The sequence below is a fragment of the Kribbella sp. NPDC049174 genome (assembly GCF_043197365.1).
Lineage (GTDB): Bacteria > Actinomycetota > Actinomycetes > Propionibacteriales > Kribbellaceae > Kribbella.
This window is the reverse complement of the sequence record NZ_JBICSZ010000004.1, coordinates 282,528-306,897: the sequence shown is the minus strand read 5'-3', so window position 1 is coordinate 306,897 and position 24,370 is coordinate 282,528. Positions and strand designations below refer to the sequence as shown.

19 protein-coding genes are annotated in these 24,370 nt (G+C 68.6%); 9 read left to right on the top strand and 10 right to left on the bottom strand.

Annotated elements, in window-relative coordinates; all coding sequences use genetic code 11:
- Window positions 1–53: 53 nt before the first annotated feature.
- Window positions 54–4,409, bottom strand: coding sequence for a S8 family serine peptidase (locus tag ACGFIF_RS23505; protein ID WP_393157258.1), 4,356 nt, complete (start codon window positions 4,407–4,409; stop codon window positions 54–56).
- A gap of 360 nt (window positions 4,410–4,769) precedes the next feature.
- Here ACGFIF_RS23505 and ACGFIF_RS23500 point away from each other — a divergent pair, with 360 nt between their 5' ends.
- Together ACGFIF_RS23500 and ACGFIF_RS23495 are read left to right on the top strand one after the other, a co-directional pair.
- Window positions 4,770–5,390: a winged helix-turn-helix domain-containing protein gene (locus ACGFIF_RS23500; protein ID WP_393157256.1), complete on the top strand. Its 621-nt coding sequence runs from the start codon at window positions 4,770–4,772 to the stop codon at window positions 5,388–5,390.
- An 11-nt stretch (window positions 5,391–5,401) separates the two neighbouring features.
- On the top strand, window positions 5,402–6,559 hold the full coding sequence (locus ACGFIF_RS23495) for a threonine synthase (protein WP_393157255.1): 1,158 nt from the start codon (window positions 5,402–5,404) through the stop codon (window positions 6,557–6,559).
- Window positions 6,560–6,569: 10 nt separating this feature from the next.
- On the opposite strand, the gene ACGFIF_RS23490 is transcribed toward ACGFIF_RS23495, so the two are convergent.
- Window positions 6,570–8,558, bottom strand: coding sequence for an alpha-1,4-glucan--maltose-1-phosphate maltosyltransferase (locus ACGFIF_RS23490; protein WP_393157253.1), 1,989 nt, complete (start codon window positions 8,556–8,558; stop codon window positions 6,570–6,572).
- A gap of 262 nt (window positions 8,559–8,820) precedes the next feature.
- Between ACGFIF_RS23490 and glgP the strand changes: the two genes are divergently transcribed.
- The gene (gene glgP, locus ACGFIF_RS23485) at window positions 8,821–11,430 is read left to right on the top strand and encodes an alpha-glucan family phosphorylase (protein WP_393157252.1); all 2,610 of its coding nucleotides are present in this window, start codon (window positions 8,821–8,823) and stop codon (window positions 11,428–11,430) included.
- A gap of 43 nt (window positions 11,431–11,473) precedes the next feature.
- Here the strand turns inward: glgP and ACGFIF_RS23480 are convergent, their stop codons facing one another.
- The 7 genes from ACGFIF_RS23480 to glgX all read right to left on the bottom strand — a co-directional run bounded on the left by ACGFIF_RS23480 (window position 11,474) and on the right by glgX (window position 17,600).
- On the bottom strand, window positions 11,474–11,995 hold the full coding sequence (locus ACGFIF_RS23480; RefSeq protein WP_393157250.1) for a hypothetical protein: 522 nt from the start codon (window positions 11,993–11,995) through the stop codon (window positions 11,474–11,476).
- Window positions 11,996–12,086: 91 nt separating this feature from the next.
- A complete protein-coding gene (locus tag ACGFIF_RS23475; RefSeq protein WP_393157248.1) occupies window positions 12,087–12,980 on the bottom strand; it encodes a transglutaminase-like domain-containing protein in 894 nt (297 codons plus the stop codon).
- On the bottom strand, window positions 12,980–13,804 hold the full coding sequence (locus ACGFIF_RS23470; protein ID WP_393157246.1) for a MerR family transcriptional regulator: 825 nt from the start codon (window positions 13,802–13,804) through the stop codon (window positions 12,980–12,982). Before ACGFIF_RS23470 ends, ACGFIF_RS23475 begins: the two co-directional genes overlap by 1 nt.
- Window positions 13,805–13,862: 58 nt before the next feature.
- A complete protein-coding gene (locus tag ACGFIF_RS23465; RefSeq protein WP_393157244.1) occupies window positions 13,863–14,249 on the bottom strand; it encodes a hypothetical protein in 387 nt (128 codons plus the stop codon).
- Window positions 14,246–14,656, bottom strand: coding sequence for a MarR family winged helix-turn-helix transcriptional regulator (locus ACGFIF_RS23460; protein ID WP_393157243.1), 411 nt, complete (start codon window positions 14,654–14,656; stop codon window positions 14,246–14,248). Before ACGFIF_RS23460 ends, ACGFIF_RS23465 begins: the two co-directional genes overlap by 4 nt.
- Before the next feature lie 28 nt (window positions 14,657–14,684).
- A complete protein-coding gene (locus tag ACGFIF_RS23455; RefSeq protein ID WP_393157241.1) occupies window positions 14,685–15,452 on the bottom strand; it encodes an SGNH/GDSL hydrolase family protein in 768 nt (255 codons plus the stop codon).
- Between the two features lie 63 nt (window positions 15,453–15,515).
- Window positions 15,516–17,600 (bottom strand): glycogen debranching protein GlgX, encoded by a 2,085-nt coding sequence (glgX, locus tag ACGFIF_RS23450; protein ID WP_393157239.1) that lies wholly within the window; start codon window positions 17,598–17,600, stop codon window positions 15,516–15,518.
- A gap of 146 nt (window positions 17,601–17,746) precedes the next feature.
- On the opposite strand from glgX, the gene ACGFIF_RS23445 reads away from it, so the two are divergent.
- From ACGFIF_RS23445 to ACGFIF_RS23420, 6 genes are all read left to right on the top strand, one after another.
- On the top strand, window positions 17,747–18,769 hold the full coding sequence (locus tag ACGFIF_RS23445) for a Gfo/Idh/MocA family protein (protein WP_393157237.1): 1,023 nt from the start codon (window positions 17,747–17,749) through the stop codon (window positions 18,767–18,769).
- Window positions 18,766–19,809: a Gfo/Idh/MocA family protein gene (locus ACGFIF_RS23440; protein WP_393157235.1), complete on the top strand. Its 1,044-nt coding sequence runs from the start codon at window positions 18,766–18,768 to the stop codon at window positions 19,807–19,809. The genes ACGFIF_RS23445 and ACGFIF_RS23440 overlap by 4 nt, the downstream gene beginning before the upstream one ends.
- 100 nt (window positions 19,810–19,909) lie before the next feature.
- On the top strand, window positions 19,910–20,689 hold the full coding sequence (locus ACGFIF_RS23435) for an enoyl-CoA hydratase/isomerase family protein (protein ID WP_393157233.1): 780 nt from the start codon (window positions 19,910–19,912) through the stop codon (window positions 20,687–20,689).
- Window positions 20,690–21,673: a class I SAM-dependent methyltransferase gene (locus ACGFIF_RS23430; RefSeq protein ID WP_393157231.1), complete on the top strand. Its 984-nt coding sequence runs from the start codon at window positions 20,690–20,692 to the stop codon at window positions 21,671–21,673.
- Between the two features lie 9 nt (window positions 21,674–21,682).
- Window positions 21,683–22,558, top strand: a complete 876-nt coding sequence (locus ACGFIF_RS23425; protein WP_393157230.1) for an acyltransferase — start codon at window positions 21,683–21,685, stop codon at window positions 22,556–22,558.
- Window positions 22,551–23,591, top strand: a complete 1,041-nt coding sequence (locus tag ACGFIF_RS23420) for a hypothetical protein (protein WP_393157228.1) — start codon at window positions 22,551–22,553, stop codon at window positions 23,589–23,591. The genes ACGFIF_RS23425 and ACGFIF_RS23420 overlap by 8 nt, the downstream gene beginning before the upstream one ends.
- Here the strand turns inward: ACGFIF_RS23420 and ACGFIF_RS23415 are convergent.
- Window positions 23,566–24,321 carry a methyltransferase domain-containing protein gene (locus tag ACGFIF_RS23415; RefSeq protein ID WP_393157227.1) on the bottom strand — a complete coding sequence of 252 codons (756 nt, stop codon included), beginning with the start codon at window positions 24,319–24,321 and terminating at the stop codon, window positions 23,566–23,568. The two genes, ACGFIF_RS23420 and ACGFIF_RS23415, sit on opposite strands and share 26 nt — an antisense overlap.
- Between the last annotated feature and the right edge of the window lie 49 nt (window positions 24,322–24,370).

Sequence of the window (24,370 nt, the reverse complement as noted above, 5' to 3'; positions counted from 1 at the left end):
AAAGAACCGGCCCCACTCAGAAGATCTGAGTGGGGCCGGCCCTTACTGCATGACTACCGGATCGACTTCAGAGCGAAGTCCTCTGTGACCGGTTCGCCTGCGAGCAGGCGGGTGGTGCGGGTTTGGGGCTTGTAGCCGTCCTTGGCGGCGATCAGGGTGAGCGGGTTGTTGCGACGGTCCAGCCAGTAGGCGTACTTGCCGTCCTTGTCGGTGATGAAGGTGTACGACTGCGCCCACGAGTCGACCTGGACGATCGCACCCGGGAGCGGGGCCGTGACACCGGACGAGCTGACGCCCGAGACGGTGCCGAGCAGCTTGCTCCAGGTGGTCGGCGGGGTGACGTTCATCGTCACGGCTACCGGTGCGACCTGGTACGGCGTGTTCTCGCCGATCGTGACCGACCCGCTGTAGGTGCCGGGCTGGTCGACGCTCGCCGTGAGCGTGACCTTGACCGTCGTCGACGCGCCCGGGGCCAGCGTGGCCTCGGTCTTGTCGATGGACAGCCAGCTCACGTCCGCCGACGACTCGGCGCAGTCCTCGAGACCCGGCAGGGCCTCGCTGTCCACCGTGGCGGTGAAGCCACCGGAGGAACCGCCGACCTTGTAGAAGCCGCAGGCCGCACCACCGCGGTACCGCGGCAGGTTGGCGTTCGGCAGTGCCGACCAGGAGTCGGCGGCCGGATCGTAGGCGAAGCCGGCGTTGGTAACCGCACCGGCCTGGACCCCACCGACGACGAGCAGCTTGCCGCCGGCGACGGCGTACGACGCCGCCCAGTGGTCCGCCGGCGCCTCGGCGACCGGGGACCAGGCGTTGGCTCCCGGGTCGAAGACGTACGCCGACTTCAGCGAGTTCGTGCCGTCGTTACCGCCGGCACAGTACAGCTTGCCGTCGATGGCGCCGCAGGACGCGAACGCGACCGACTTCGGGTAGTTCGGCAGCGTCTCCCAGCTGTTCGCGGTCGCGTCGTACCGGACGACCGTGTTGCTCATCGGGAGACAGCCGGAGGTCGTGCAGCCACCGACGGCGTACAGCTTGCCGTCGACGACAGCCTGACCGGCCGCGGCCCGCGGAGCCGGGTTGGCGGCTACCGAGGTCCAGGCGTTGGCCGCCGGGTCGTACGACCAGGTCGCCGCGTCCGGACCGGCGGCACCCCAGCCGGAGCTGGCGATGATCTTGCCACCCACGACGCCGACGGTGATGGCGTTGCGAGCGCCCGGCAGCGGGGCGATGGCGGTCCAGGCCAGGGTCGCCGGGTCGTACACGTAGCTGTTCCCGGTCGACGCACTACCGTTGCCACCGGCAATCGAGTAGGTCTTGCCCTCGAGGCTGACCACCCGGTTGTCCATCACCGTCGACGGGTAGTCGGCGATGTCGACCCACGGAGCCGCCAGCGGCTTCGCGGCGGCCGGCGTACCGGCCGTCTTGCCGGACAGCAGCTGAGCGAACGAGGTCGGAACCTCGAGCCGCTGCAGCGGGGCGCCGGTGCTGTTCAGCACCTGCGTCTTGCTGGTGGTGGTGCCGTTGGCGTTCTGCAGCTCGAAGCCGCCGTCGCGCTCACCGAACTTCACCTCGACCGGCGCACCGCCGGTGTTGGTCACGGTGAACGACTTGGTCACCTTGCCGGTGGGCAGCTTCAGGTTGCCGGTGACACTGCCCGGGGTGACGGCCAGCTTGCCCGCGGCCAGCGAGTAGTCGGCCGTGGTGGTCCAGTCGGCCTCGACCGGAACGGTCTGCGCCGAGCTGACGTAGTTGCCGGCCTTGGCGGTGAAGCCCTGGTCGCCGGACTCCGAGGAGTACAGCCAGTAGAAGCCGTCGTTCAGGCCGGTGTCCTCGGGCGTCGCCACGGTGGTACCGGTCTCCGCGGCGTTGCCGTCACGGGTGACGACCGCACCGTTCACGAAACCGTTCGTGTTGGCGTCCTTGACGTTGCCGACGACGATGCCGCCGCCGTTCGGCTCACAGGTGACCTGGCTGCCGATCAGCACGCTGTCGACGATCCACCACCACTCGTACTGCGCGTTGTAGTAGTGGAACCGGACCTGCACGGCGGACTGGCCGGCCGCCTGCGGGATCGCGATCTCCTTGACACCGCGGACGTCCGCGGCCTGGGTGAGCACGGTGCTCCAGGTGGCCCCGCCGTCGATCGACAGGTCCACGTCGGCCTTCTCGCCGCCGAGCCAGTTGAGGTCCTGGTTGAACCGGATCACCGGAGCGGCGACCGCGGTCAGGTCGACCACCGGGCTGACCAGCGAGGTGTCCTGCGAGCCGCCGGGGCCGTACCGGTCGCTGTCGATGATGGCGAACTTGCCGGAGCCGCCGGCCAGGTTGCCCCGGTTGCCCGGGTCGTTGAACTGCCAGACCTGGCCGTTGCCCTTGTTGTCGACGACGCTCCAGTTGCCCGGCTTGGCACCGGAGTCGAACGTCTCGTAGACGCCGTCCGAGCCGTACTTGTACCCCGGCGCCGTGGTGCAGGCGTCGGCGCGAACCGGGACCGCGACGTTCTTGGTCAGGTTGCCGGTGCCGACCGTGATCGGCTGGCTGACCGTCTGGTAACCCGGGTACTGCGACTCGATCTTCAGGGTGTACGACGCGCTGGACGGCACCTTCAGGCTGAAGCGGCCGTTGCTCGGCGTCGTGTAGTCGAACACGCCACCCGGACCCTCGACGCTCACCTTCGCGTACAGCGGCCAGCCGTGGCCGGAGCCGTCCGAGATGGTGCCGCCGACGTTGACCTGCGGAGCGCTGGCCAGGGCGTAGTTCTTCGTGGTGGTGGCGCCGGTGGTGATGACGGCGGTGTCGGTCTGGGTCTGGTACCCGAACGACGCCACGGTCAGGTCGTAGCTGCCGGCCGGCAGCACGGACGAGAACGCACCGGTGCTGCTGGTGGTGAGCACGCGGTCGGGCTGACCCGCGGTCTTCACCGTCACGCTCGCGCCGGCCAGCGGAGCACCGCCGGTCGCCGCGGTCACCGTGCCGGCGAGGGTGCCGGTGTCACCGATCGGCGCGGCGTTCAGCAGAGCCAACGCGTCCAGACGGCCCTGGCCGTAGACGTTGTTGTTCTCCGTGGTGCCACCGCACTGGCTGTCGGCCTTGTCGATCGCGGTCCCGTTCAGCAGTGCCCGGGTCGCGTCGATGTCACCCTTCAGCGCCGGTGCGGCCGACCACAGCAGGGCGACGGTTCCCGCGAGGTGCGGAGTGGCCATCGACGTGCCGTTGAAGCTGCCGTAGGTGCTGCCGGGCAGGCTGGACCGGACGTTGACGCCCGGGGCCGAGATGTTCGGCTTGATCGTGCCGTTCTGACCGACACCACGGCCGGAGAACGACGCGATGTTGTTGTTGATGTCGTAGGCACCGACCGAGTAGTTGCTGGTCAGGGAGCCCGGCGACCCGCTGCTCTGGCAGCCGAGGGTCCCGCTGTTGCCGTTGGCCCAGGCACCGAAGATGCCGGAGGCCTTCCAGTTGTTGGTGATGTCCTCCATGAACGGGTCGTTCGACGGCAGCTGCGAACCCCAGGAGTTGTTGATGATGTCCGGCCGCTTGCTCGCGTCCGGGTTCTGGCCGTTCAGGTCGGTCGGCTCGAGCATCCACTGACCGGAGTCGATCAGCGCCTGGTCGCTCGGGCAGCAGCCGTTCGCGGCGATCCACTTGACCGCCGGCGCGACACCGATCTGGTTGCCCGCGCCGTCGTCGCCGACCATGGTGCCCATCGTGTGGGTGCCGTGGCCGTTGCCGTCGGACGGTGCGCTCGGCGAGGTGCCGGCCGCGTCGAACCAGTTGTAGTTGTGGTTGAACGTCCCGTCGCCGTTGTTACCGCGGTAGGAGTTCACCAGCGCCGGGTGGTCGTACTGCACCCCGGTGTCGATGTTGGCGATGACGATGCCGGCGCCCTTGTCGCCGTACTGCGCCCAGACGTCGTCGGCGTTGATGTTGGCGATACCCCACTCGAGCGCGTTGATCTCGTTCGCCCGCTCGGCCGGGGTGATCTTCGGCACCTCGACGACGGTCGGGTTGTAGAGACCCTCGACCTCGGTGTGGTTGGCCAGGTTCTGCGCCAGTTCGAGCGTGCCGCTGCTGATCCGGATCGCGTTCGTACCCCAGAAGGCCTTGTACTTCACCTTCTGCGCGTCCAGTTCGGCCCGGACCTTCGCCTGGCTCGCCGCGGCGGTCTTCTTCAGTGCCGCGGCGACGGCGGTGCCGCGCTCGTTCCAGTCGGTGATCGTGCTGGCGGCGGACAGGTCGGCCTTGGCGGTGAACCGGACCCAGTAGTCGGTCGCCTCCTTGGCGTCCTTGCCGTCCAGCTTCGCCATCAGCTCCGGCTTGATCTTGCCGGTCGGCGTTGCTTCGGGTTTGGTCGGTGGTGTGGCCTGGGCCTGGCCGGCGGCGGCCATCCCGGTCGCGACGACTGCCACCGTCGCCAGGGCACCCACCAAGGATCTGGCGAGTCCCCTTCGTCGTAGATGTGACATCTCTGCAGCCCCTCACTGGTAACGACCCCGAGTTGACTCCCCCGAGTCATCTGGTGCAGAGGTGCAGGCTCCGTTCGCGGTGGCCGTCATCAGGCGGATGAACCGGTTCTGCGAACGCTGCGTGCCCCCCAGGTCGCGGCATGTGACACCGTGAGCCTGACGTGGACCTTATGTGTCAGAACAACGTGGTAACAAGCACACTTCGTGAGCAAGATGTGACTAGCCGTCGCACCGATCCAGGCAAAGTGGTCAAAGGTTGTCAGTCCGTTGACGATCCAAGGCAGAGGTTGACATTGTGATCAGATGGTCACCGCCCGTGTCCCCGCCCCTGCGGACGCCGATCTGACCGCGACCGATCTGACCCCGACCGACCGGAAGCCGTTCCCGCTGCTGATCGCGGTCGCGGCCTCACCGGAGGAACGGGTCCGGCTCGCCGAACTCGTCGACGACGTCGCGCCCCTGCTCCTCGTGTCCAGTCTCGAAGAACTCCGCCGGCTGCTGGTCCCGTCGCAGCAACCGCCGCCGGTCCCCGAACGCCCGGAGCCGCCGGAGCCCGCGGAGGTCGACTCGACGGCCACCAAGGCCGCCGCGGGTGAGCCCGATGCCGACGTCCTGACCATCGACCGGGCCCGGTCGGTCGCTCGCTGGCGCGATCAGGAGGTGCAGCTCACCGAGCTCGAGCACGACCTGCTCACCCGGCTGATGTCGGCACCGCTGCGGGTCTGGACGTACGACGCCCTGCACCAGACCGTCTGGCGCAACCGGCACCTGCGCGGCACGGCCGACATCCACTCGGTGGTCAAACGTCTCCGCCGCAAACTCGACGACCTCGGCACCACCGTCACCATCGACGCCGTCCGCGGCACCGGCTTCCGTCTCACCGATCACCAACGCCCCACCATCACCAATCTGCGCGCGGGGTAGTTTCTCCCGATGTGACGTTCTCAGCGCTGAGCCATCTCGAGTGCCCCAAGTGCGGTCAGACGCACGACGCCGATCAGGTGATCGGGCTGTGCCCGTGCGGATCGCCGTTGCTGGTCCGGTACGACGTACCTGCCGTGACGCTGACCAAGGCCGAACTGGCGGCGCGGCCGCCGGACCTGTGGCGGTACCACGAGCTTCTGCCGGTGCGTGCGCCGGAGAACGTGGTGACCCTGGGGGAGGGGATGACACCGCTGCTGCCGATGCCGCGCTACGGCCGCGAGGTCGGGGTCGAGCGGTTGCTGATGAAGGACGAGGGACTGATCCCGACCGGCACGTTCAAGGCGCGGGGTGCGGCGGTCGGGGTGTCGCGCGCGTACGAGCTCGGCGTACGCCGGATCGCCATGCCGACGAACGGGAACGCCGGCTCGTCCTGGGCCGCGTACGCCGCCCGGGCCGGGATGACGGCGTTGATCGCGATGCCGATCGCGGCACCGGAGATCTGCCGGCGCGAGGTGAAGGTCGTGGGTGCCGAACTGCACTTGGTCGACGGGCTGATCGGTGACGCGGCGGCGTTCATCCGCGAGCAGGAGGGGTACTTCGACGTCTCGACGCTGAAGGAGCCGTACCGGATCGAAGGCAAGAAGACGATGGGGCTGGAGATCGCCGAGCAGCTCGGCTGGCAGTTGCCCGACGTCATCCTCTATCCGACCGGCGGCGGGGTCGGCATCATCGGCATCTGGAAGGCCCTGGTCGAGCTCCGCGAGCTCGGCTGGATCGACGGGCCGCTGCCGCGACTTGTCGCCGTCCAGTCGACCGGCTGTGCGCCGATCGTCCAGGCCTACGAGAAAGGTCTGCCGGAAAGCGAGCCCTGGCCCGATGCCAAGACCGTTGCCTTCGGCATCACCGTGCCAAAGGCGCTCGGCGATTTCCTCGTCCTGGAAGCGATCGCGGACACCGGCGGCTGCGCCGTTGCCGTCGACGACGAGACCATCCTCGCCGAGCAGCACCGCCTCGCCGAGCTGGAAGGCGCCTTCATCTGCCCCGAAGGCGCCGCCACCTTCGCCGCGGTACGGCGGCTGCGCGAATCCGGCTGGATCCGTGCCGGTGAACAGGTCGTTGCCCTGAACACCGGCCTCGGCCTGAAGTACCCGGAGACCGTCCCGCTCTAGGCCTGTGTTGTCAGGCTTGGCCGCGGCGGACGGCGAGGATGTGGGCGGGTTCGCCGTTGGGGTCGAGCTTGATGTAGTTCTGCTGGCCCCAGCGCCAGGTCGCGCCGCTGATCTCGTCGTACACGGTGAAGGTGTCCTCGGGGCGCATGCCGAGCGCGGCCATGTCGAGGTGGACCATCGACTCGCGGACCGAGTGCGGGTCGGTGTTCACCACCACGAGGACGGTGTCGCTGTGTCCGTCCGGCCCGGTGATCCGCTTCGAGTAGCACATGATCGCCTCGTCCTCGACCGAGTGCAGCGTCAGGTTGCGCAGCTGCTGCAGGGCCGGGTGCCGGCGGCGGATGTTGTTCAGCAGCGTCAGGTACGGCGCCAGCGTCCGGCCCTCCGCGGCGGCGGCCTCCCAGTCCCGCGGGCGGAACTGGAACTTCTCCGTGTCGAGGTACTCCTCCGAGCCCGGCCGCAGGGCGACGTGCTCGAACAGTTCGTACCCGGCGTACACACCCCAGGTCGGTGACGCGGTCGCCGCGATCGCCGCCCGGATCTTGAACGCACCCGGCCCGCCGTACTGCAGGTAGGCGGTCAGGATGTCCGGCGTGTTGACGAAGAAATTCGGCCGCAGGAAGTGCGCGGTCTCCTGGGTCAGCTCCTGCAGGTACTCCTCCAGCTCCCACTTCTCGTTGCGCCAGGTGAAGTACGTGTAGGACTGGTGGAAGCCGACCTTGGCCAGCTCACGCATCATCGGCCGCCGGGTGAACGCCTCGGAGAGGAACACCACGTCCGGGTCGGTCTTGCGGATCTCGCCGAGCAGGTACTCCCAGAAGTTGACCGGCTTGGTGTGCGGGTTGTCGACCCGGAACACGGTCACCCCGTGCGAGATCCACAGCCGGACGATCCGCAGTACCTCGGCGTAGATGCCTTCGGGATCGTTGTCGAAGTTGATCGGGTAGATGTCCTGGTACTTCTTCGGCGGGTTCTCGGCGTACGCGATCGAACCGTCCGCGCGGACGCTGAACCACTTCGGGTGCTCGGTCACCCACGGGTGGTCCGGCGAGGCCTGCAGGGCCAGGTCGATGGCGACCTCGAGGCCCAGCTCGCGGGCCCGCCCGACGAAGTAGTCGAAGTCCTCGAAGGTGCCCAGCTCGGGGTGGATCGCGTCGTGCCCGCCCTCGGCCGAGCCGATCGCCCACGGCGAACCGGGGTCACCGGGCTTCGGGTCGAGGGTGTTGTTCGGGCCCTTGCGGAAGGAGTGTCCGATCGGGTGGACCGGCGGCACGTAAAGGATGTCGAAACCCATCCCCGCCACCGCTTCCAGTCGCTGGGCCGCCGTACGGAAGGTGCCGGACGTCCACTGCCCGGTCTCCTCGTCGTACTTCGCACCCTCCGAACGCGGGAAGAACTCGTACCAGCTGCCGTACAGCGCGCGCTCCCGGTCGACCCACACCGGGTAGGTCTCCGACGAGGTGATCAGCTCGCGCACCGGATACCGCCCGAGCGCGGACCGGACCTGCGGCGAGATGCCCGCGGCCAGCCGTGCCTCCGGCGGCAGCGCGCCGTTGGCCAGCGCCTGTGCGGCATCGGTCAGCGTCGCCCGATCAGCCCGTACGGCGGGAGGCACGCCGGCGGCCGCACGGTCGAAGAACGCGGCCCCCTCGGCGAACATCAGGTCCACGTCGAGACCGGCCGGCACCTTGATCTCGGCGTTGTGCCGCCAGGTCCCGTACGGGTCGCTCCAGCCCTCGACCGCGAACGTCCATGCGCCCTGCTCCTGCAGGGTGACGTCGACGGTCCACCGGTCCGTGCCCTGACCGACCGGTGCCATCAGCATCCGTCTGGTCTGGCCGGTCGGCGAGGTCAGCACGACGTTCGCGTTCACCGCGTCGTGGCCCTCGCGGAAAACCGTGGCCGCGATGGTGAACGTCTCGCCGACCGATGCCTTGGCCGGATACGCTCCGGCGTCGACGGTCGGGGTGACGTCGGTGATCGGGATGCGCCCAGTCATGGCGTAGACGAACCTTCCCTTACGAATAGTGTGCCGGGCCCGATTGCGGATCCGGCGGATGGGACGGCGTACCTGGCGAACTACAGGACTGACGTTATCGGTTCCCAGCTCCGGCACGTGAACACCTGGCGGTCACGGTTCGGTCCACAGCGTGGAACACCAATGATCAGCCTTCGAAAAGGTCCTGCAAAATCTTGCCTGCGTTGCAAGATCGATGCATGCCGGAGGTGCCTCGCTGGGCCGGGGCCGGTACGGTGTCCCGGTGCGAGCGATACGACGATTTTCCGTCCGCCCTGTCCTGCCCGAGCAGCTGACCGGGCTGGGCACCCTGGTGAACAACCTCCGCTGGGCCTGGCACCCGGAGACGCAGGACGTCTTCGAGGCCGTCGACCCACAGCTGTGGCGGAGCACCGGCGGTGACCCGGTCAAGCTTCTCGGTGAGGTCCCGGCGGCCCGGCTCGACGAGCTGGCCAACGACCAAGCCTTCCTCCGCCGGCTGGAGCTGGCCGTAGCCGATCTGAACGGCTACGTGACCGACGACCGCTGGTTCCAGACCGACGCCGGTTCACCGATCAGCTCGGTGGCCTACTTCTCCCCGGAGTTCGGCATCACCCACGTGCTGCCGCAGTACTCGGGCGGCCTGGGCATCCTGGCCGGTGACCACCTCAAAGCGGCCAGTGACCTCGCTGTACCGCTGATCGGTGTCGGCCTTCTCTACCGGCACGGGTACTTCGCCCAGTCGCTCAACAGCGAGGGCTGGCAGCAGGAGCGCTACCCGCTGGTGGACCCGGACGGGCTGCCGATCAGCCTGCTCCGCGACGGCCCCGAGTCAAATGCTGCACCCGCGACTGTGACATTGACCCTGCCCGGCAACCGGCAGTTGCATGCCCAGATCTGGGTCGCCCAGGTCGGCCGCGTGCCGCTGCTGATGCTCGACTCCGACATCGAGGCGAACGAGCAGCCCGAGCGCGAGGTGACCGACCGCCTGTACGGCGGTACGACGGAGCACCGGCTGCTCCAGGAGTTGCTGCTCGGCGTCGGCGGTGTCCGCGCGGTCCGCGAGTACTGCCGGATCACCGGCCACCCGGCCCCGGAGGTGTTCCACACCAACGAGGGCCACGCCGGCTTCCTCGGCATCGAGCGGATCCGTGAGCTGGCCGCCGACCAGGGCCTCGACTTCGACACCGCGCTCGAGGTGGCCCGCGGCGGGACCGTGTTCACCACCCACACCCCGGTGCCGGCCGGGATCGACCGGTTCCCGGTCGAGCTGATCCAGCAGCACTTCTCGCCGGACGCGTACGGCGAAGGGGTGCCGGTCGACCGGATCCTCGAGCTCGGCGCCGAGGACTTCGAGGGCGGCGACCCGGGCGTCTTCAACATGGCGATCATGGGGCTGCGGTTGGCCCAGCGGGCCAACGGCGTGTCCAAGCTGCACGGTGTGGTCAGCCGGGGGATGTTCTCCGGGCTGTGGCCGAGCTTCGACGCCACCGACGTACCGATCACCTCGATCACCAACGGCGTGCACGCGCCGACCTGGGTGCCCCGGGAGATCCACAACCTGACCTACGCCGCGACCGACACGGCCGATGCCGACGGCATCTTCGCGGGGCTGGACAAGACCACCGACGCGCAGATCTGGGAGACCAAGCGGATCCTGCGGCAGCGGTTCATCGACGACACCCGGGCCCGGGTCCGGCAGTCCTGGCTGAACCGCGGCGCCAGCGAGGCCGAGCTCGGCTGGGTCGACTCGATCCTCGACCCGGACGTCCTGACCATGGGCTTCGCCCGGCGGGTTCCGTCGTACAAGCGGTTGACGCTGATGCTGCGCGACCCGGAGCGGCTGAAGTCGCTGCTGCTGCACCCGCAGCGGCCGGTCCAGATCGTCATCGCGGGGAAGGCGCACCCGCACGACGAGGGCGGCAAGAAGCTGATCCAGGAGATGGTCCGGTTCGCCGACGACCCGGAGGTCCGGCACCGGATCGTGTTCGTGCCCGACTACGACATCGCGCTGGCGCAGCCGATGTACCCGGGCTGCGACGTCTGGCTGAACAACCCGCTCCGCCCGTACGAGGCGTGCGGCACGTCGGGGATGAAGGCGGCGCTGAACGGTGCGCTGAACCTGTCCATCCGCGACGGCTGGTGGGACGAGTGGTACGACGACGAGTTCGGCTGGGCGATCCCGTCCGCCGAAGGGATCGAGGACACCGACCGCCGTGACGACCTCGAGGCGCACGCGCTGTACGACCTGATCGAGAAGCAGGTCGCGCCGCGGTTCTACGACGGTGACGTCCCCGGCCGCTGGATCGAGATGCTGCGGCACACGATCAAGGAGCTCGGCCCGAAGGTGCTGGCCACCCGGATGGTCCGCGACTACGTCGAGCGGCTGTACGTGCCGTCCGCCTTGTCGTCGCGGTCGTTGAACTCGACGTACGACGGTGCGCGCGACCTGGCCGCGTGGAAGAAGAGGGTCCGGGCGGCCTGGCCGCAGATCCGGGTCGACCACGTCGAGCTCCAGGGCCTGGGCGACGTACCGCAGCTCGGGACCAACGTCGGCATCCGTGCCTTCGCGGCGCTCGGCGACCTCAAGCCGCAGGACATCGACGTCGAGGTGCTGCACGGCCGGGTCGACTCCAACGACGAGATCAAGGACCCGGTCCGGGCGTCGCTGTCGCTGGCGGAGACGTACGACGGCAACCGGCACCGCTACGAGGGTGAGCTGAAGCTGGACCGCACCGGCCCGTTCGGTTACACCGTCCGCGTCGTACCGAAGCACCCCGGCCTCGCCAGCCCCGCCGAACTAGGCCTGGCCGCCGGCCCCTCCGACCCGGAGGACCCATCCACCCCGGACCTCCCAGCCGGCTCCGAGTTCTAACGCAACTGGCCCCGCCTGCCTCACCAGGCGGGGCCCTTGCTTTTCACTTCTTCCCGCGCAGCAGCCCCCACGGCTTGAACACCGACAGGACCACCGCAACCATCAGCAGCGTCGGGGAGACGATGGGTGGGTAGATCATGTCGCCGAGTGGTACGGCGAGGTCGTTGGCCTCGCCGCGGTCGGCGAGTTCGGCCACGCCCGGTCGCAGTGCGACCAGCACCAGCGTGCTCAGCAGCAAGTTGATGCAGAGCTTCACGACGACCCACCAGTACTTCGTCAGCCCGTACTTGCTGCCCATCGCCAAGAGCACACCCGTCACCAGGCATGTGAGCCCGGACACCGTCATCGGCCACACCGTCACCAACTCGAGTACCCGGAAGCACAGAGCCTTCGTGCTCTGATCGTCCGTCCCCATCGCGGTGAACGTCAGTACCGCCATCACCACGTCGATGCCGAGCCACGACCCGACGGATACGATGTGCAGCACCAGCACGGCCTTCCGTGTCCTCGCACCCAGCCGCCACGGCTTCACCGCCGTGCCAGCCTCCAACGTCGCGCTACTCATCTCCCTCTCCCGTCATCAGCTCGGATCAACACACCTACGATCCTGAGCGACAACGGGTACGGCGCGCGTCGGCTGAACGGAGACTCTTCGTCTACACCGCTGGGCGTACCAGCTCGATCCAGGTGTACGGAGCGCCGGTGGGGGAGGTGACGAACGAGCGGCCGGCCGGACGCAGGTCCGGGTCGGTCTGGTAGCGGTCGGCAAGCTCCTTGGTGGCGGTTTCATCACCGTTGTCAGAGGCAACCAAGAGGGCGGCGATCTCGTCGGTGAGGTGTACGTCCGCGCCGTCGAGGGAGTCCGACATGGCGCCCCAGTTGTCCCAGAGGAGGAGCTCGTCGCCCTGGAGGTGGGCGAGTTGGAGGTGGACGTAGTTGCGGACGAACCAGCCGCCGCTGATGGGTGAGCCGGGGTCGATGCCGAACAGGTCCGCGTTGAGATCGCCGGAGCGTACGCCGAGCCACACCTCCGCCGCCGAGAGGAACGGACCCCGCGGCGACTTCAGGAACGGACCGCGCGGCATGTCCTGGATGTCGAAGGGGTGCCCGCCGGACGGGTCAAGTTGGGCGTCCGTCATCACCCAGCGGTCGCCGTTCCAGTACTCGACGACCACGTGATCGTGGTTGTAGCCGCCGCGGAAGTAGTCCGCGAACCCGACCCGGCTGCGGGCCGGGATCCCCTTGTGCCGAAGGGCCGACACGGTCAGCAGCGTGTAGTCACGGCAGCAGCCGACGATCCGGTCGACGGGCTCGCGCGGTTCGGCCAGCGGCGTACCGTTGCGCTTCTGGTCGGTCGTCAGCATCGCCTCGACCCACCGGTGGTCGATCTCGGCGAGCCGCTCGCCGGTGAACTCGATCCCACCACCGCGGTAGTGGATCACCAGGTTGCGTACGACGGCCGCGATCCCGGCGACGTCGTCCGGCAACGCGTCGAAGAGCTGGGCGTGTACGCCCGGGTCGCTGTAGTCGGTCTGCACCGCGTAGTCCATCAGAGCTTCCTCTCGAGAATGGGTTGAGCGATGTCGACGGCCGGCTGGTCGCGGGGGAGCAGGTGACAGTCGGGCAGGTAGACCTCGCGCGGCGGACCGGCGGTCGCCTCCCCGGTCGAGCGGACCCAGTCCCCGACGAGGTCGTACGCGAGCATGATCCGCGGGTACACGCACTCGTCCATCGTGATCGTGGAGTACGCCTCCCGGTGGGCCGGCTCGACCCGGATCGCGATCGACCCGGACGGATCCACCAGCCCCTCGAACGGCACGCACACCTCGACGGTCGCCTCGGCCTCCGGCGTCACCGCACCGTGGTAGATCACCCACGACCCACCGGGCAGCGTCGCCCCGGCGGACTCGAGGTACCTGCGGATGTCGTCGGTCGAGGTCACGATCACCCCGATCAGCGACTGCTGGTCCGTGTCCGACCGGATCGACGCGATCTTCGTCTCCGGTACGTCGCGGACCAGCACGGGCCGCGGTGACAGCCCGGGGGCTCCCGACCGCGAGAGTCGATCCCGCAGGTACTCCAGCGTCGCCCGCCGGGCCGCGGTGGTCGCCTCCTCGGCCGCCCACCACCGGTCCAGCCGGATCAGTCCCTCCTCGTCCGATCCCGCCAGTACTTCGGCGATCGTGGTCAGCGGCATGTCCAACTGCCGCAGCACGCTGATCCGCCGGGCCCGCTCGAGCTGCTCCTCGTCGTACAGGCGGTACCCGTTCGACGGGTCGACCTGGGCGGGCGGGAGCAGCCCGGAGACGTCGTACAGCCGCAACGCCTTGTGCGAGAGCCCGGTACGCCGCCCGAACTCGCTGATCGTCAACACGCGATCATCCAAACCCCTGCCCCAGGGGCAAGGTAAAGCCCCCGCGGGGTTGGGGTTGTCATACCGGGAACGCGTGCAAGTCTGGCTCGACCCAGCCGCGTCGCGCGGCCGGTGAAGCGAGGGTGCGCGAGTGGTAGAACCGCGTCAGCAGCCGCTTGTCCATCAGCCCGGGGTTGCGCTGCAGCAGGTCGTCGAAGCTCTCACCCGGCACCTCGGCCAGGTGATACGCCGTCAACTCAACCCACGCGCGGCTCACCGTCGCGTTGTACTTCTGCGGCGCCCCGGCGTACCGCGCGGTCCGCTGGATCCCGTCGCTGATCAACTCGACCGCCTCGCCCGTCCCACACTGCCGTACGGCGAGCCACGTCAGCTTCACGTGCTCCCGATGACCGAACCGCTCGGCGGACGCCATCACTTCGCCCATCAAATCGTCGAACGTACTCATACCGCCCCCAATGCCGCCAACACCCGCCGTGCCTGCTTCACCGAGCCGGCCGCGATCCCGGCCAGTGCTCGCTCTTCCACTTCCGCGAACGCCCGCTGCACCCGCGCTGCGCTCTTCACACCAGCTGAAGTCAGCGAGATCTCCACCGCCCGCCGATCACCCGGCCGCGGCGCCCGCGTGATGTGCCCCTTCTGCTCCAGCCGATCCAGTACGCCGGTCAGCGTCGTCGGCCGTACTCCGGCCGCGACCCCGAGCTCCGTCACCGTCCGCCCGCGGCCGTCGGCCAGGTTCGCCAGCACGTTCAGCTCAGAAGCCGTCAGCCCCAGGTCGGCCAGCTCCGTTCCCAGCACCTGCAGCGTCACGTGTGTCGCACGCTGCAGCACCACCAGCAACAACTCATCTTCCACGGATCCAGATTATCCGGATCCGTAGTATTTAGCCAGAGGCTTTCGCCGGCAAAGCGACCAGGAGAGCGTCGGCGTGGCGGCGGTAGCCGAGGTTGTTGGGGTGGAAGCTGTCCGGGGCGAGCAGCCCGCGCCAGGGTGGGCGGGCATGGCGGGAGACCTGAGCGACGGAGAGTCCGCGGCCGGTCGCGGTGGTGTTGATGAACTGGTTGATGCCGGCGACGTACGGACTGCACACGCCGCCGACGGTCCAGAACCGGTCCGGCACGGTCAGGTCCATCATCACCGACGAGGACGGCAGTCGCTCGATCACCTGGCGCAGGTGAGTGCGGAACCGCCTCGGCGGGGTGGCGAGGATGTCGTTGCTGCCGATCCCACACGTCACCAGCTCGGCGCCGAGTCCCTCGATCAACGGAAGCTGGTCGTCCAGCACGTGACGGGTCTGGGCACCGGAGCGGGACAGATTGACCACGCGCCACGGACGTCCGGTCCGGCGTAATGCGTTCAGCACCTGGCCGACGTACCCGTGCAGCGGTGACGACGCGCCGAGCCCTTGCGCCGTCGAGTCGCCGAGCACAACCCACAACGGCCCGTCGGCGGCGAGGGCCTGTTCGTTCTGCCGGGTCCAGAAATCCGCGTAGGTCCGGGCCTGGACGTCCAGGTATGCGACGCCGTCGAGCCATCGGCGGACGGCGTTCCCGGAGGAACTCCGCTCAGCCTCGCCCCATCGCGTCACCGCTCGGTGCAGCGCGCCGATCGGGGTCGTCCGTTCGCGGGCCTCGCGGCGCAGTAGAAACATCGGTCCCCCCAGACGTGAACAGCAGGTGACCGACGAATGTACTGGAGGAAGGTTAACGACCCCTCAGAGTGCGCGGAGCAGCGCCAGACAGCGCGGGGCCAGCGGGACGGTGGCACCGGCCTCCACCTCGGTGACCATCGAGTTGCTGGTGTCGAGGACGACCTCGTACGCCGGCGCCCAGGACGCATCCGGTACGACGACCTGCCGCACCTCCGGTGTCGCGTTCAGCGCCATCAGGAACGAGCTGTCCTTCAGAGCGTTGCCCTCGGCATCGGTCGCCCGCAGCGCGTCACCGGCCAGGAACATCCCGATCGTCCTGAGGTTGCCGTCGTACCAGTCGGCCTCGGTCATCTCACCGCCGTGCGGCGCGATCCAGGACAGGTCCTTGCGGCCACCCGAGACGACGGGCTGTCCGGAGAAGTAGTGCCACTGCCGCAGTACGGGGTGTGCCGCTCGCAGTGCGATCAGCTTCTTCGTCAGCTCGAGGTGATCGGACCAGACGCCGGGCAGCGACCAGTCGAACCAGGAGATCTCGCTGTCCTGGCAGTAGGCGTTGTTGTTGCCGTGCTGCGTCCGCCCGCACTCGTCCCCGGCGGTGATCATCGGTACGCCGGTCGACAGGATCAGCGTGGACATCAGGTTCGCCATCTGCCGTTTGCGCAACGCGATCACGGCCGGGTTGTCGGTCTCGCCCTCGACCCCGCAGTTCCAGGACCGGTTGTCGTCGGTGCCGTCCCGGTTGTCCTCGTGGTTGGCCTCGTTGTGTTTGTGGTTGTAGCTGACCAGGTCGCGCAGCGTGAACCCGTCGTGCGCGGTGATGAAGTTGATCGACGCGTACGGGTAGCGGCCGTCGTCGCCGTACAGGTCGCTCGAACCGGACAGCCGGTAGGCGAGGTCCTTCACACCGTCGGAGGTGTTGCGCCAGACGTCGCGCACACTGTCGCGGAACTTGCCGTTCCACTCCGACCACGGCGTGCCGAAGTTGCCGACCTGGTAGCCGAACGGGCCGATGTCCCACGGCTCGGAGATCAGCTTGACCCGCCCGAGCACCGGGTCCGCCGCCACCTCGGCCAGGAACGGATGGTCGACCGTGTCCACCTCGTGCCGCTCGTTGCGGATCAGCGTCACGGCCAGGTCGAACCGGAACCCGTCGACGCCCATCTCCTCGACCCAGTACCGCAGCGAGTCCATCACGAGCCGGCGGACCTGCGGATGCGAGGTGTCGACCGAGTTGCCGGTGCCGGTGACGTCGTACATCGTGCCGCCGTGGCTGAGCCGGTAGTACGCCCGGTTGTCGATACCGCGGAAGCTCAGCGTCGGGCCGTCGAAGCCGCCCTCGGCGGTGTGGTTGTAGACCACGTCGAGGATCACTTCGATGCCGGCGGCATGGAACGCGGCCACCATCGCCTTGAACTCCGCAACCTGCTCACCGCGCGAACCCGACGACGAGTACGGCGCATGCGGCGCGAAGTAGCTGAGGCTGTTGTAACCCCAGTAGTTCGGCAGCCCGCGGGCCGCGATCGCCGGCTCGGTGAGGAAGTGGTGGATCGGCAACAACTCGACCGAGGTGACGCCGAGGTCGACCAGGTAGTTGATCACCGAGGGATGAGCCAGACCGGCGTACGTGCCGCGCTGATGCTCGGGTACGTCAGGATGCAGCTTGGTGAACCCCTTGGTGTGCAGCTCGTACACGACCGTCTCGCCCCAGTGCACCGGACGACTGATCGGGGGAGGCGGCTCCGACGCGGCGACGACCACGCTCACCGGGACGTGACCGGCCGAGTCGCCGTCGGACGAGTCGTAGATCAGTGGACTGGAGTGGTCCAGTGAGCCGTCGACTGCTCGCGCGTACGGGTCGAGCAGCAGCTTGGACGGGTTGAACCGGAGTCCGTGCGAGGGATCGAACGGTCCGTGCACGCGGTACCCATACCGTTGCCCGTGGCCCACTCCGGGGACGAAGCCGGTCCAGCACTCACCGGTATGGGCCAGATCCAGGTTCCGCTGACTGCCGTCGTCGGCGATCAGCGCCAGCTCGACGCGTTCGGCGGCTGGGGCCCACAACGTGAAGGTCGTGCCATCGGTCTGGACCACTGCCCCCAGGTGGAGTCCGGTGTCGAGAGCACTCGGGGCGGCGGTCGCTTCGGTCACCGGCACATTCTGCACACTCGGGCGTGGGTTATCGATAAGAGAGGTGTATATGTTCGTGAGACGGTAGTTGCGAACGCCTGCGCGCAGTGATACGCAAGGACCGTTACTAATTTACCGGGCTCCACCAGCGCCGAGTAGGGGATTTCATGTCGGAAGAGTTGGCCGGTCTGACCGTCGGTCTGATCGGTGCGGGCAACATCGCACATTTGCATGTCGCCGCCTGGAAGGCGCTCGGCGCCCGGGTGCTGGTGCACTCGGTCGAGGGCGCCGAGACGCTCGCGGAGCAGTACGGGCTGGAGGTGACGGCCTCCCTGGACGACTGCCTCGCCGACGCGGAGTTCGTCGACGTGGTGACGCCGTCGGTCACGCACAAGGAGGTCGCGCTGGCCGCGATCAAGGCCGGCCGGAACGTGATCTGCGAGAAGCCGCTGACCTTGACGGCCGCCGATTCCCACGAGGTGATCGCGGCCGCCGACGCCGCCGGAGTGAAGGTGTACCCGGCCCACGTGGTCCGGTTCTTCCCGGCGTACGTCGCCGCGCACACGGCCATCCGGGACGGACGCATCGGTGAGGTCGCGGTGGCGCGGTTCTTCCGGCAGGCGTCGTCGCCGGCCGGCGGCGGGTGGTACCGCGACGTCGCCCGGTCCGGCGGCGTGATCATGGACCTGATGGTGCACGACCTCGACCAGGCTCGCTGGCTGTGCGGCGAGGTCGCCACGGTGTACGCCGTGCAGAACCCGCCGACCGTGGAGGGGGTCAGCCCAGTCAACGTCGCCGCCCACGTCACGCTCACCCACACCTCCGGCGCGATCAGCCACTGCCGGGCGACCTGGGCCGCGGCGGGGACGAAGTTCCAGTCCGGCTTCGAGGTCGCAGGCTCGATCGGCCAGTTGAAGTACGCCTCCGGCGCTGACTCCGGCTACGCGGAGGAACTGCAGGACGGCGCGGCGGCCGGTGACCTGCTGATCCCGGCCAACACGCTCGGCGAGAGCCCGTACCTCACCCAGTTGCGCGAGCTCGCGCTGGCGCTGCGCGGCGGGCCTGAACCGCGGGTCCTCGCCGCGGACGGCGCGGCCGCGGTCTACCTGGCCGAGGCCGCCCGCGCGTCGATGGAGACCGGCCAAGTGATCGACATGAAGACCTTCGACCCGACTGGAGCAGCGGCATGACCCTCAAGGTTGCGATCGCCTCGTTCGCGCACACCCATGCGGCGTCGTACGCCTCGTTGCTCGGTGCGATGCCGAACGTCGAGGTGCTGTCCGCCGATCCCGACGGTGCGTCCGCCCCCGACCCGGGCCCGCGCGGCGCCGACTTCGCCGCCGAACTCGGCATCCCCTACGTCGACTCGTACGACGAGCTGTTCGCCTGGGGCCCGGATGCCGTGGTGGTGACGAGCGAGAACGCACTGCACCGCGAGCTGGTCGAGCGAGCGGCAGCGGCCGGTGCGCACGTTCTCTGTGAGAAGCCGCTGGCCACCGACGTCGCCGACGGCGAAGCGATGGTGGCCGCCTGCGAAGCGGCCGGCGCGATCCTGATGGTCGCCTACCCGGTGCGCTTCTCGCCGTCGTACCTGCGGCTGCGCGCCTCCGTGGAAGCCGGGTTGCTCGGCGACGTGTTCGCCATACTCGGCACGAACAACGGAAAGATCCCGTACGCGGCTCGGCAGTGGTTCACCGACGCCAAGCTGGCCGGTGGCGGAGCGCTGGTCGACCACACCGTGCACTGTGCCGACCTCATCGACGGTCTGACCGGCGGAGCATCGGCCAAGCGGGTGTACGCCGCGGCCAACCACGTGCTGCACCAGGACAAGGGTGTCGAGGTGGAGACCGGTGGCCTGGTGACGATCAACTACGACAACGGGCTGCTGGCAACCATCGACTGTTCGTGGAGTGTGCCGGACAACGGTCCGACCTGGGGTGGCGTGTACCTGCAGGTGACCGGCACCAACGGATCGGTGGAGATCGAGCCGTTCCTGCCGCACGTCACCGGCACCGATGCATCCGGCGAGGTCTACCTGGCGATCGGCGACAACTTCGACGCCTCGCTGCTCGCGACCTTCCTCGCCGCGGTGCGCGAGTCCGGCCCGGCGGAGGCCGGAACGACGCCGGCCGTCGTACCGCAGCCGGATGGTGCGGTCGGCCTGCGCACACTGCGGATCGTCGACGCCGCACGCCGGTCGGCGGTGTCGGGGCAACCGGTCGATCTGTAGCCTCCCCGCAGTACAAGTACGGCGAGTGGTCCGGTACGGTTCCGGGGATGTGACCGATGGGTAGGCCTGTTGGATGCCTGGAACCGTAAGGAGCGACGTGATGGGCGAGTTCGTCAACCTCACCGTGAGTGAAGGTGTCGGCACGATCCGGCTGGACCGGCCGAAGATGAACGCGCTGAACGTCCAGGTCCAGGAGGAGATCCGGGCCGCCGCCGTCGAGGCGACCGCGAACGACGACGTCTGCGCGGTCGTGATCTACGGTGGCGAGAGGGTGTTCGCGGCCGGCGCGGACATCAAGGAGATGGCCGACATGTCGTACGCCGACATGGTCAAGCGCTCCGGTCCGCTGCAGTCCTCGCTGTCCGCGGTCGCCGCGATCCCGAAGCCGACGGTCGCGGCCATCACCGGGTACGCCCTCGGTGGTGGCTGCGAACTGGCCCTGTGCGCCGACTACCGGATCGCCGCCGAGGACGCCAAGCTCGGCCAGCCGGAGATCCTGCTCGGCATCATCCCGGGCGCCGGCGGGACGCAGCGGTTGTCCCGGCTGATCGGTGCGTCCAAGGCCAAGGACCTGATCTACACCGGGCGGTTCGCGGATGCCGCCGAGTCGCTGTCGCTGGGGCTGGTCGACAAGGTCGTGCCCGCTGCCGAGGTGTACGACGCCGCGGTCGCCTGGGCGTCGCAGTTCGCCGGCGGTGCCGCGCTCGCGCTGCGGGCCGCCAAGGAGGCGATCGACTCCGGGCTCGGCGTGGATCTGCAGACCGGGCTGGAGATCGAGCGGCAGCAGTTCGCCGCCCTGTTCGCCACCGAGGACCGCGCGATCGGGATGAAGTCCTTCGTCGAGAACGGGCCTGGCAAGGCCGAATTCAAGGGAATCTGAATGACCACCTCCGCTCACAAGCCGGCCGCCACCGCCGAAGAGGTCGAGGCGGCCTGGAACGACAACAAGCTCGCCCAGGTGCTGTACCACGACTGGGAGGCCTCGACGTACGACGAGAAGTGGTCGATCTCGTACGACGAACGCTGCGTCACCTACGCGCGGGACCGGTTCACCGCGATCGCCGGGTCGTCCGGCTGGCCGTACGGCAAGTCGCTGGAGATCGGTGCCGGCACCGGCTTCTTCACGCTGAACCTCAAGCTGGCCGGCGTACTGGCCGAAGCCCATGTCACCGACCTCTCGCCGGGCATGGTCGAGGCGGCCGAGAAGAACGCGAAGACCCTCGGGTTCGCGGTCGAGGGCCGGGTCGCCGACGCGGAGAAACTCCCGTACGACGACAACACCTTCGACCTCGTCATCGGGCACGCCGTCATCCACCACATCCCGGATGTCGAACTCGCCTTCCGCGAGATGCTGCGGGTGCTCAAGCCGGGCGGCCGGTTCGTCATCTGCGGCGAACCGACCCGGTACGGCGACTTCGTGGCCCGGCGGTTGTCCCGTTTCACCTGGTGGGCGACGACGAATGTGACCAAGCTGCCGGCGTTGGCCGAGTGGCGCCGGCCGCAGTCGGAGCTGGACGAGTCCTCCCGGGCTGCCGCGCTGGAGGCGGTGGTCGACCTGCACACGTTCGACCCCGACACGCTGGCCCGGATGGCGGCTCGCGCCGGGGCGGTCGACGTACGGACAGTCACCGAAGAGCTGTTGGCCGCTTGGATGGGGTGGCCGATCCGGACCTTCGAGGCCGCCGTACCGGAGCAGAAGCTCGGGTTCGGGTGGCGGATGTTCGCGTACAAGTCGTGGCTGCAGCTGTCGAAGGTGGACAAGGTTCTGTCGGCGGTTGTGCCTGACGAGCTGTACTACAACGTCTCGATCACCGGTGTGGCCCAGACCGGGGCGGCGGGGCGGGGAAGCAATTCAGAGCAGTAGGGTGACTGGATGCGGTTGCTGACCGCGGCGAATCTTCGCTGGGTGGTGCGCCATCGAGCGTGGACGCCGTACTACCTGAAGCGCTACTGGCGGTTCGCCTGGTTCAAGCTGCGTCACCCCGGCGTCATCACCGAGGGATTCGTCTTCCTGGGCAAGAAGCTGGAGATCGTGGCGCGCCCCGGCCACGGCCGGATCATCCTCGGCAAATGGGTGCACCTGGGTGACGAGACCCGGCTGCGCGCGCACGAGGGCACGCTGCGGATCGGCGACAAGGTGGTGTTCGCCCGCGACGTCACGGTGAACTGCTACCTGGACATCGAGATCGGCGCCTCCACGCTGATCGCGGACTGGACCTACATCTGCGACTTCGACCACAAGACCGAGGACCTCGGCCTGCCGATCAAGGACCAGGGCCTGGTGAAGTCGCCGGTCCGGATCGGCCCGGACTGCTGGCTGGCCACCAAGGTCACCGTCACCCGCGGAACCGATATCGGTCGCGGCGTGGTGATCGGCGCGAACAGTGTTGCCCGTGGCAACATTCCTTCGTACGCCGTCGCCGCCGGGGTGCCGGCCGTGGTCGTTGCCGACCGCACCGCCCGGTACGCCGCTGACGTCACCCGCCGGGCCTACCTGGCCGGGCTGGCCGAGGCGAACGAGCGCACCGCGGCCAGGCTCCGGGCCGGTGTTCCACTCGATCCGCCGAGTAGGAGCGCCGTACCGGGGGAAGCTGAGGGTGACGGCGACGACGCGGCTGGTGAACACTGTGCTGGTGAAAGACGGGACGACGAGGGGTTCTCAAGTTACTCACCGGTCGGGCACTATGTCCCACACGTTCGGCAGAACGCCGACCGATTGACCGTCGGAGAGGAGACGCAGCGTGGCTGAGCAGACCGGGACCGACCAGTCCGGACGGTCCCTGCTCGATCAGGCGGCGGCCGACGACTCGATCACCCAGGCGCGGATCCGCGCGGTCGACCCGGTTCCGCTCGTGCCGGAACCCGGCGGCGCTACGTTGGAACCAGCGCTTGAAACGGGTGCTGAACCGCCGGCGGCGGTTCGTGCGGTGGGTGTGAACCGAAGGCTGGACCCAGAAGTGCAGGCAGTGGACGGCAGGACAGCGGCACCGGGCCCGTTCGCGGGTGCCCGGCGCAGGTTGTCGCCGCGCCCTGTCCCGGTCAGCCGGCGGAGGAGACCGCCGGCCCAGGAGACCGCGACGGCGACGGACGAGGAACCGACCCCGGCTGAGGAGATGGACGACGTGGGTACGCAGGACGAGAAGGCGGCTGACACCTCGAAGGCGGTGACGCCGCCGGCCGAAGCAGCCGACAGCACCGGCAAGGGTGAGACGACCGGCCGCGGGGCGACCGCGACGGTGACCAAGCCGGCCCGGCCGAAGACCGCGGCGGAGATCGTCGCCGAGCAGCGGGCCCGGGAGAAGGCCGCGGCCGAGTCCCCGGCTCCGGCTGCTGAGGTTGCGGCCGGCAAGGATCCGGCGGAGACCGCGGTGACCAGACCGGTGGTGCCGGTCGCGTCGAAGACGGGTGCCGGCGGCAACAAAGCGGCGCCGGGCAAGACGGCGGCCGCGTCGACCGGGACCGGGAAGGGTAAGCAGGCGCTGAGTTCGGTGGGCTCCGGAGTGCGGAGGCTGCGGAACCTGATCGCCTCACTGGTCTGGCTCGTCGCGGTGATCGCGGCGGCGGTGCTGGCGCTCGGCGCGCTGTTCACCGCGCTCGATCAGACCAACCAGAGCAACGAGATCGTGCGCTGGGTGCTGGAGCGCGGGCACGACCTGGTCGGCCCGTTCAAGGATCTGTTCCGGCTGGAGACCGCCAAGAACACCCTGCTGGTGAACTGGGGTATCGCCGCGCTGGTCTACCTGATCGCGGGCAAGATCATCGAGCGCTTCGTCCGCCCTTAGGTCGCGCGACAAGGATCAGATCGAGAGATTCGTCCAGTTCGCCTGGGCGAATCTCGAAGTCGTCGTACCTCGTGCTTCGCACCAGCTCGCTGAGGTCGTCGGTCCATTCCTCGTGCCCGACCGCCAGCTGGGCGTCGACACAGGACCCGTACGTCGCTTCCCACGAGACGAGCCGCCGGCCGTGGTGGAGTCCGAGTGCGTGCGTGATCTCGAAGTCCGGCTCGGTGAGCTCGACGAACTCGGCGGCGGTCAGTTCGTGGGTGTGGTACCAGTTGCCGCTAGGAAAGGTGAGCCGGTTCGGCGTGCTGAGGACGAGGATGCCGTCCGGCGCCAGGATCCGCGCGCACTCGCTGACGAACCGCGGCTGCTCCCACAGATGCTCGATCGTCTGCAGTGAGGTGATCAGGTCGAAGGTCGCGTCGGCGAACCCGGTCTGGACGAGGTTGCCGCGCACCACATTGACCTGTGGATAGACGCGGCGGACGTGCCGAAGAGTCGTATCTTCATAGTCGAGACCGGTCACGGAGTCCGCCCCGGCCAGGCGGAGTTGCTCCGCGCCGTAGCCCTCGCCGCAGCCGGCGTCGAGGACGCGCCGGGTCTCGAGCGGATTGTTCGCTACCAGATTGGCCGTGATCCAGCGGTAGGCAGCCTCGTGGCGCGCGAACCAGTAGTTCTCGTGCCAGATCCCGGGTGCTGTTCTCTCGCCGGTGAGCGGTAACGTCTCGGTCACCCGAGTCAGCCTAGTGTGCGATTGCATGTCACAGCCGTGTCCACTTGTT

Excerpts from the sequence above, each read along its gene's own strand:
- ACGFIF_RS23475 (WP_393157248.1), bottom strand. The coding sequence starts at position 12,980 with ATGGACTACGCGGTGCAGACCGACTACAGCGACCCGGGCGTACACGCC.
- ACGFIF_RS23440 (WP_393157235.1), top strand. The coding sequence starts at position 18,766 with ATGACCCTCAAGGTTGCGATCGCCTCGTTCGCGCACACCCATGCGGCG.
- ACGFIF_RS23455 (WP_393157241.1), bottom strand. The coding sequence starts at position 15,452 with ATGTTTCTACTGCGCCGCGAGGCCCGCGAACGGACGACCCCGATCGGC.
- ACGFIF_RS23480 (WP_393157250.1), bottom strand. The coding sequence starts at position 11,995 with ATGAGTAGCGCGACGTTGGAGGCTGGCACGGCGGTGAAGCCGTGGCGG.
- ACGFIF_RS23490 (WP_393157253.1), bottom strand. The coding sequence starts at position 8,558 with ATGACTGGGCGCATCCCGATCACCGACGTCACCCCGACCGTCGACGCC.
- ACGFIF_RS23465 (WP_393157244.1), bottom strand. The coding sequence starts at position 14,249 with ATGAGTACGTTCGACGATTTGATGGGCGAAGTGATGGCGTCCGCCGAG.
- ACGFIF_RS23500 (WP_393157256.1), top strand. The coding sequence starts at position 4,770 with ATGGTCACCGCCCGTGTCCCCGCCCCTGCGGACGCCGATCTGACCGCG.
- ACGFIF_RS23435 (WP_393157233.1), top strand. The coding sequence starts at position 19,910 with ATGGGCGAGTTCGTCAACCTCACCGTGAGTGAAGGTGTCGGCACGATC.
- ACGFIF_RS23445 (WP_393157237.1), top strand. The coding sequence starts at position 17,747 with ATGTCGGAAGAGTTGGCCGGTCTGACCGTCGGTCTGATCGGTGCGGGC.
- ACGFIF_RS23425 (WP_393157230.1), top strand. The coding sequence starts at position 21,683 with ATGCGGTTGCTGACCGCGGCGAATCTTCGCTGGGTGGTGCGCCATCGA.
- ACGFIF_RS23430 (WP_393157231.1), top strand. The coding sequence starts at position 20,690 with ATGACCACCTCCGCTCACAAGCCGGCCGCCACCGCCGAAGAGGTCGAG.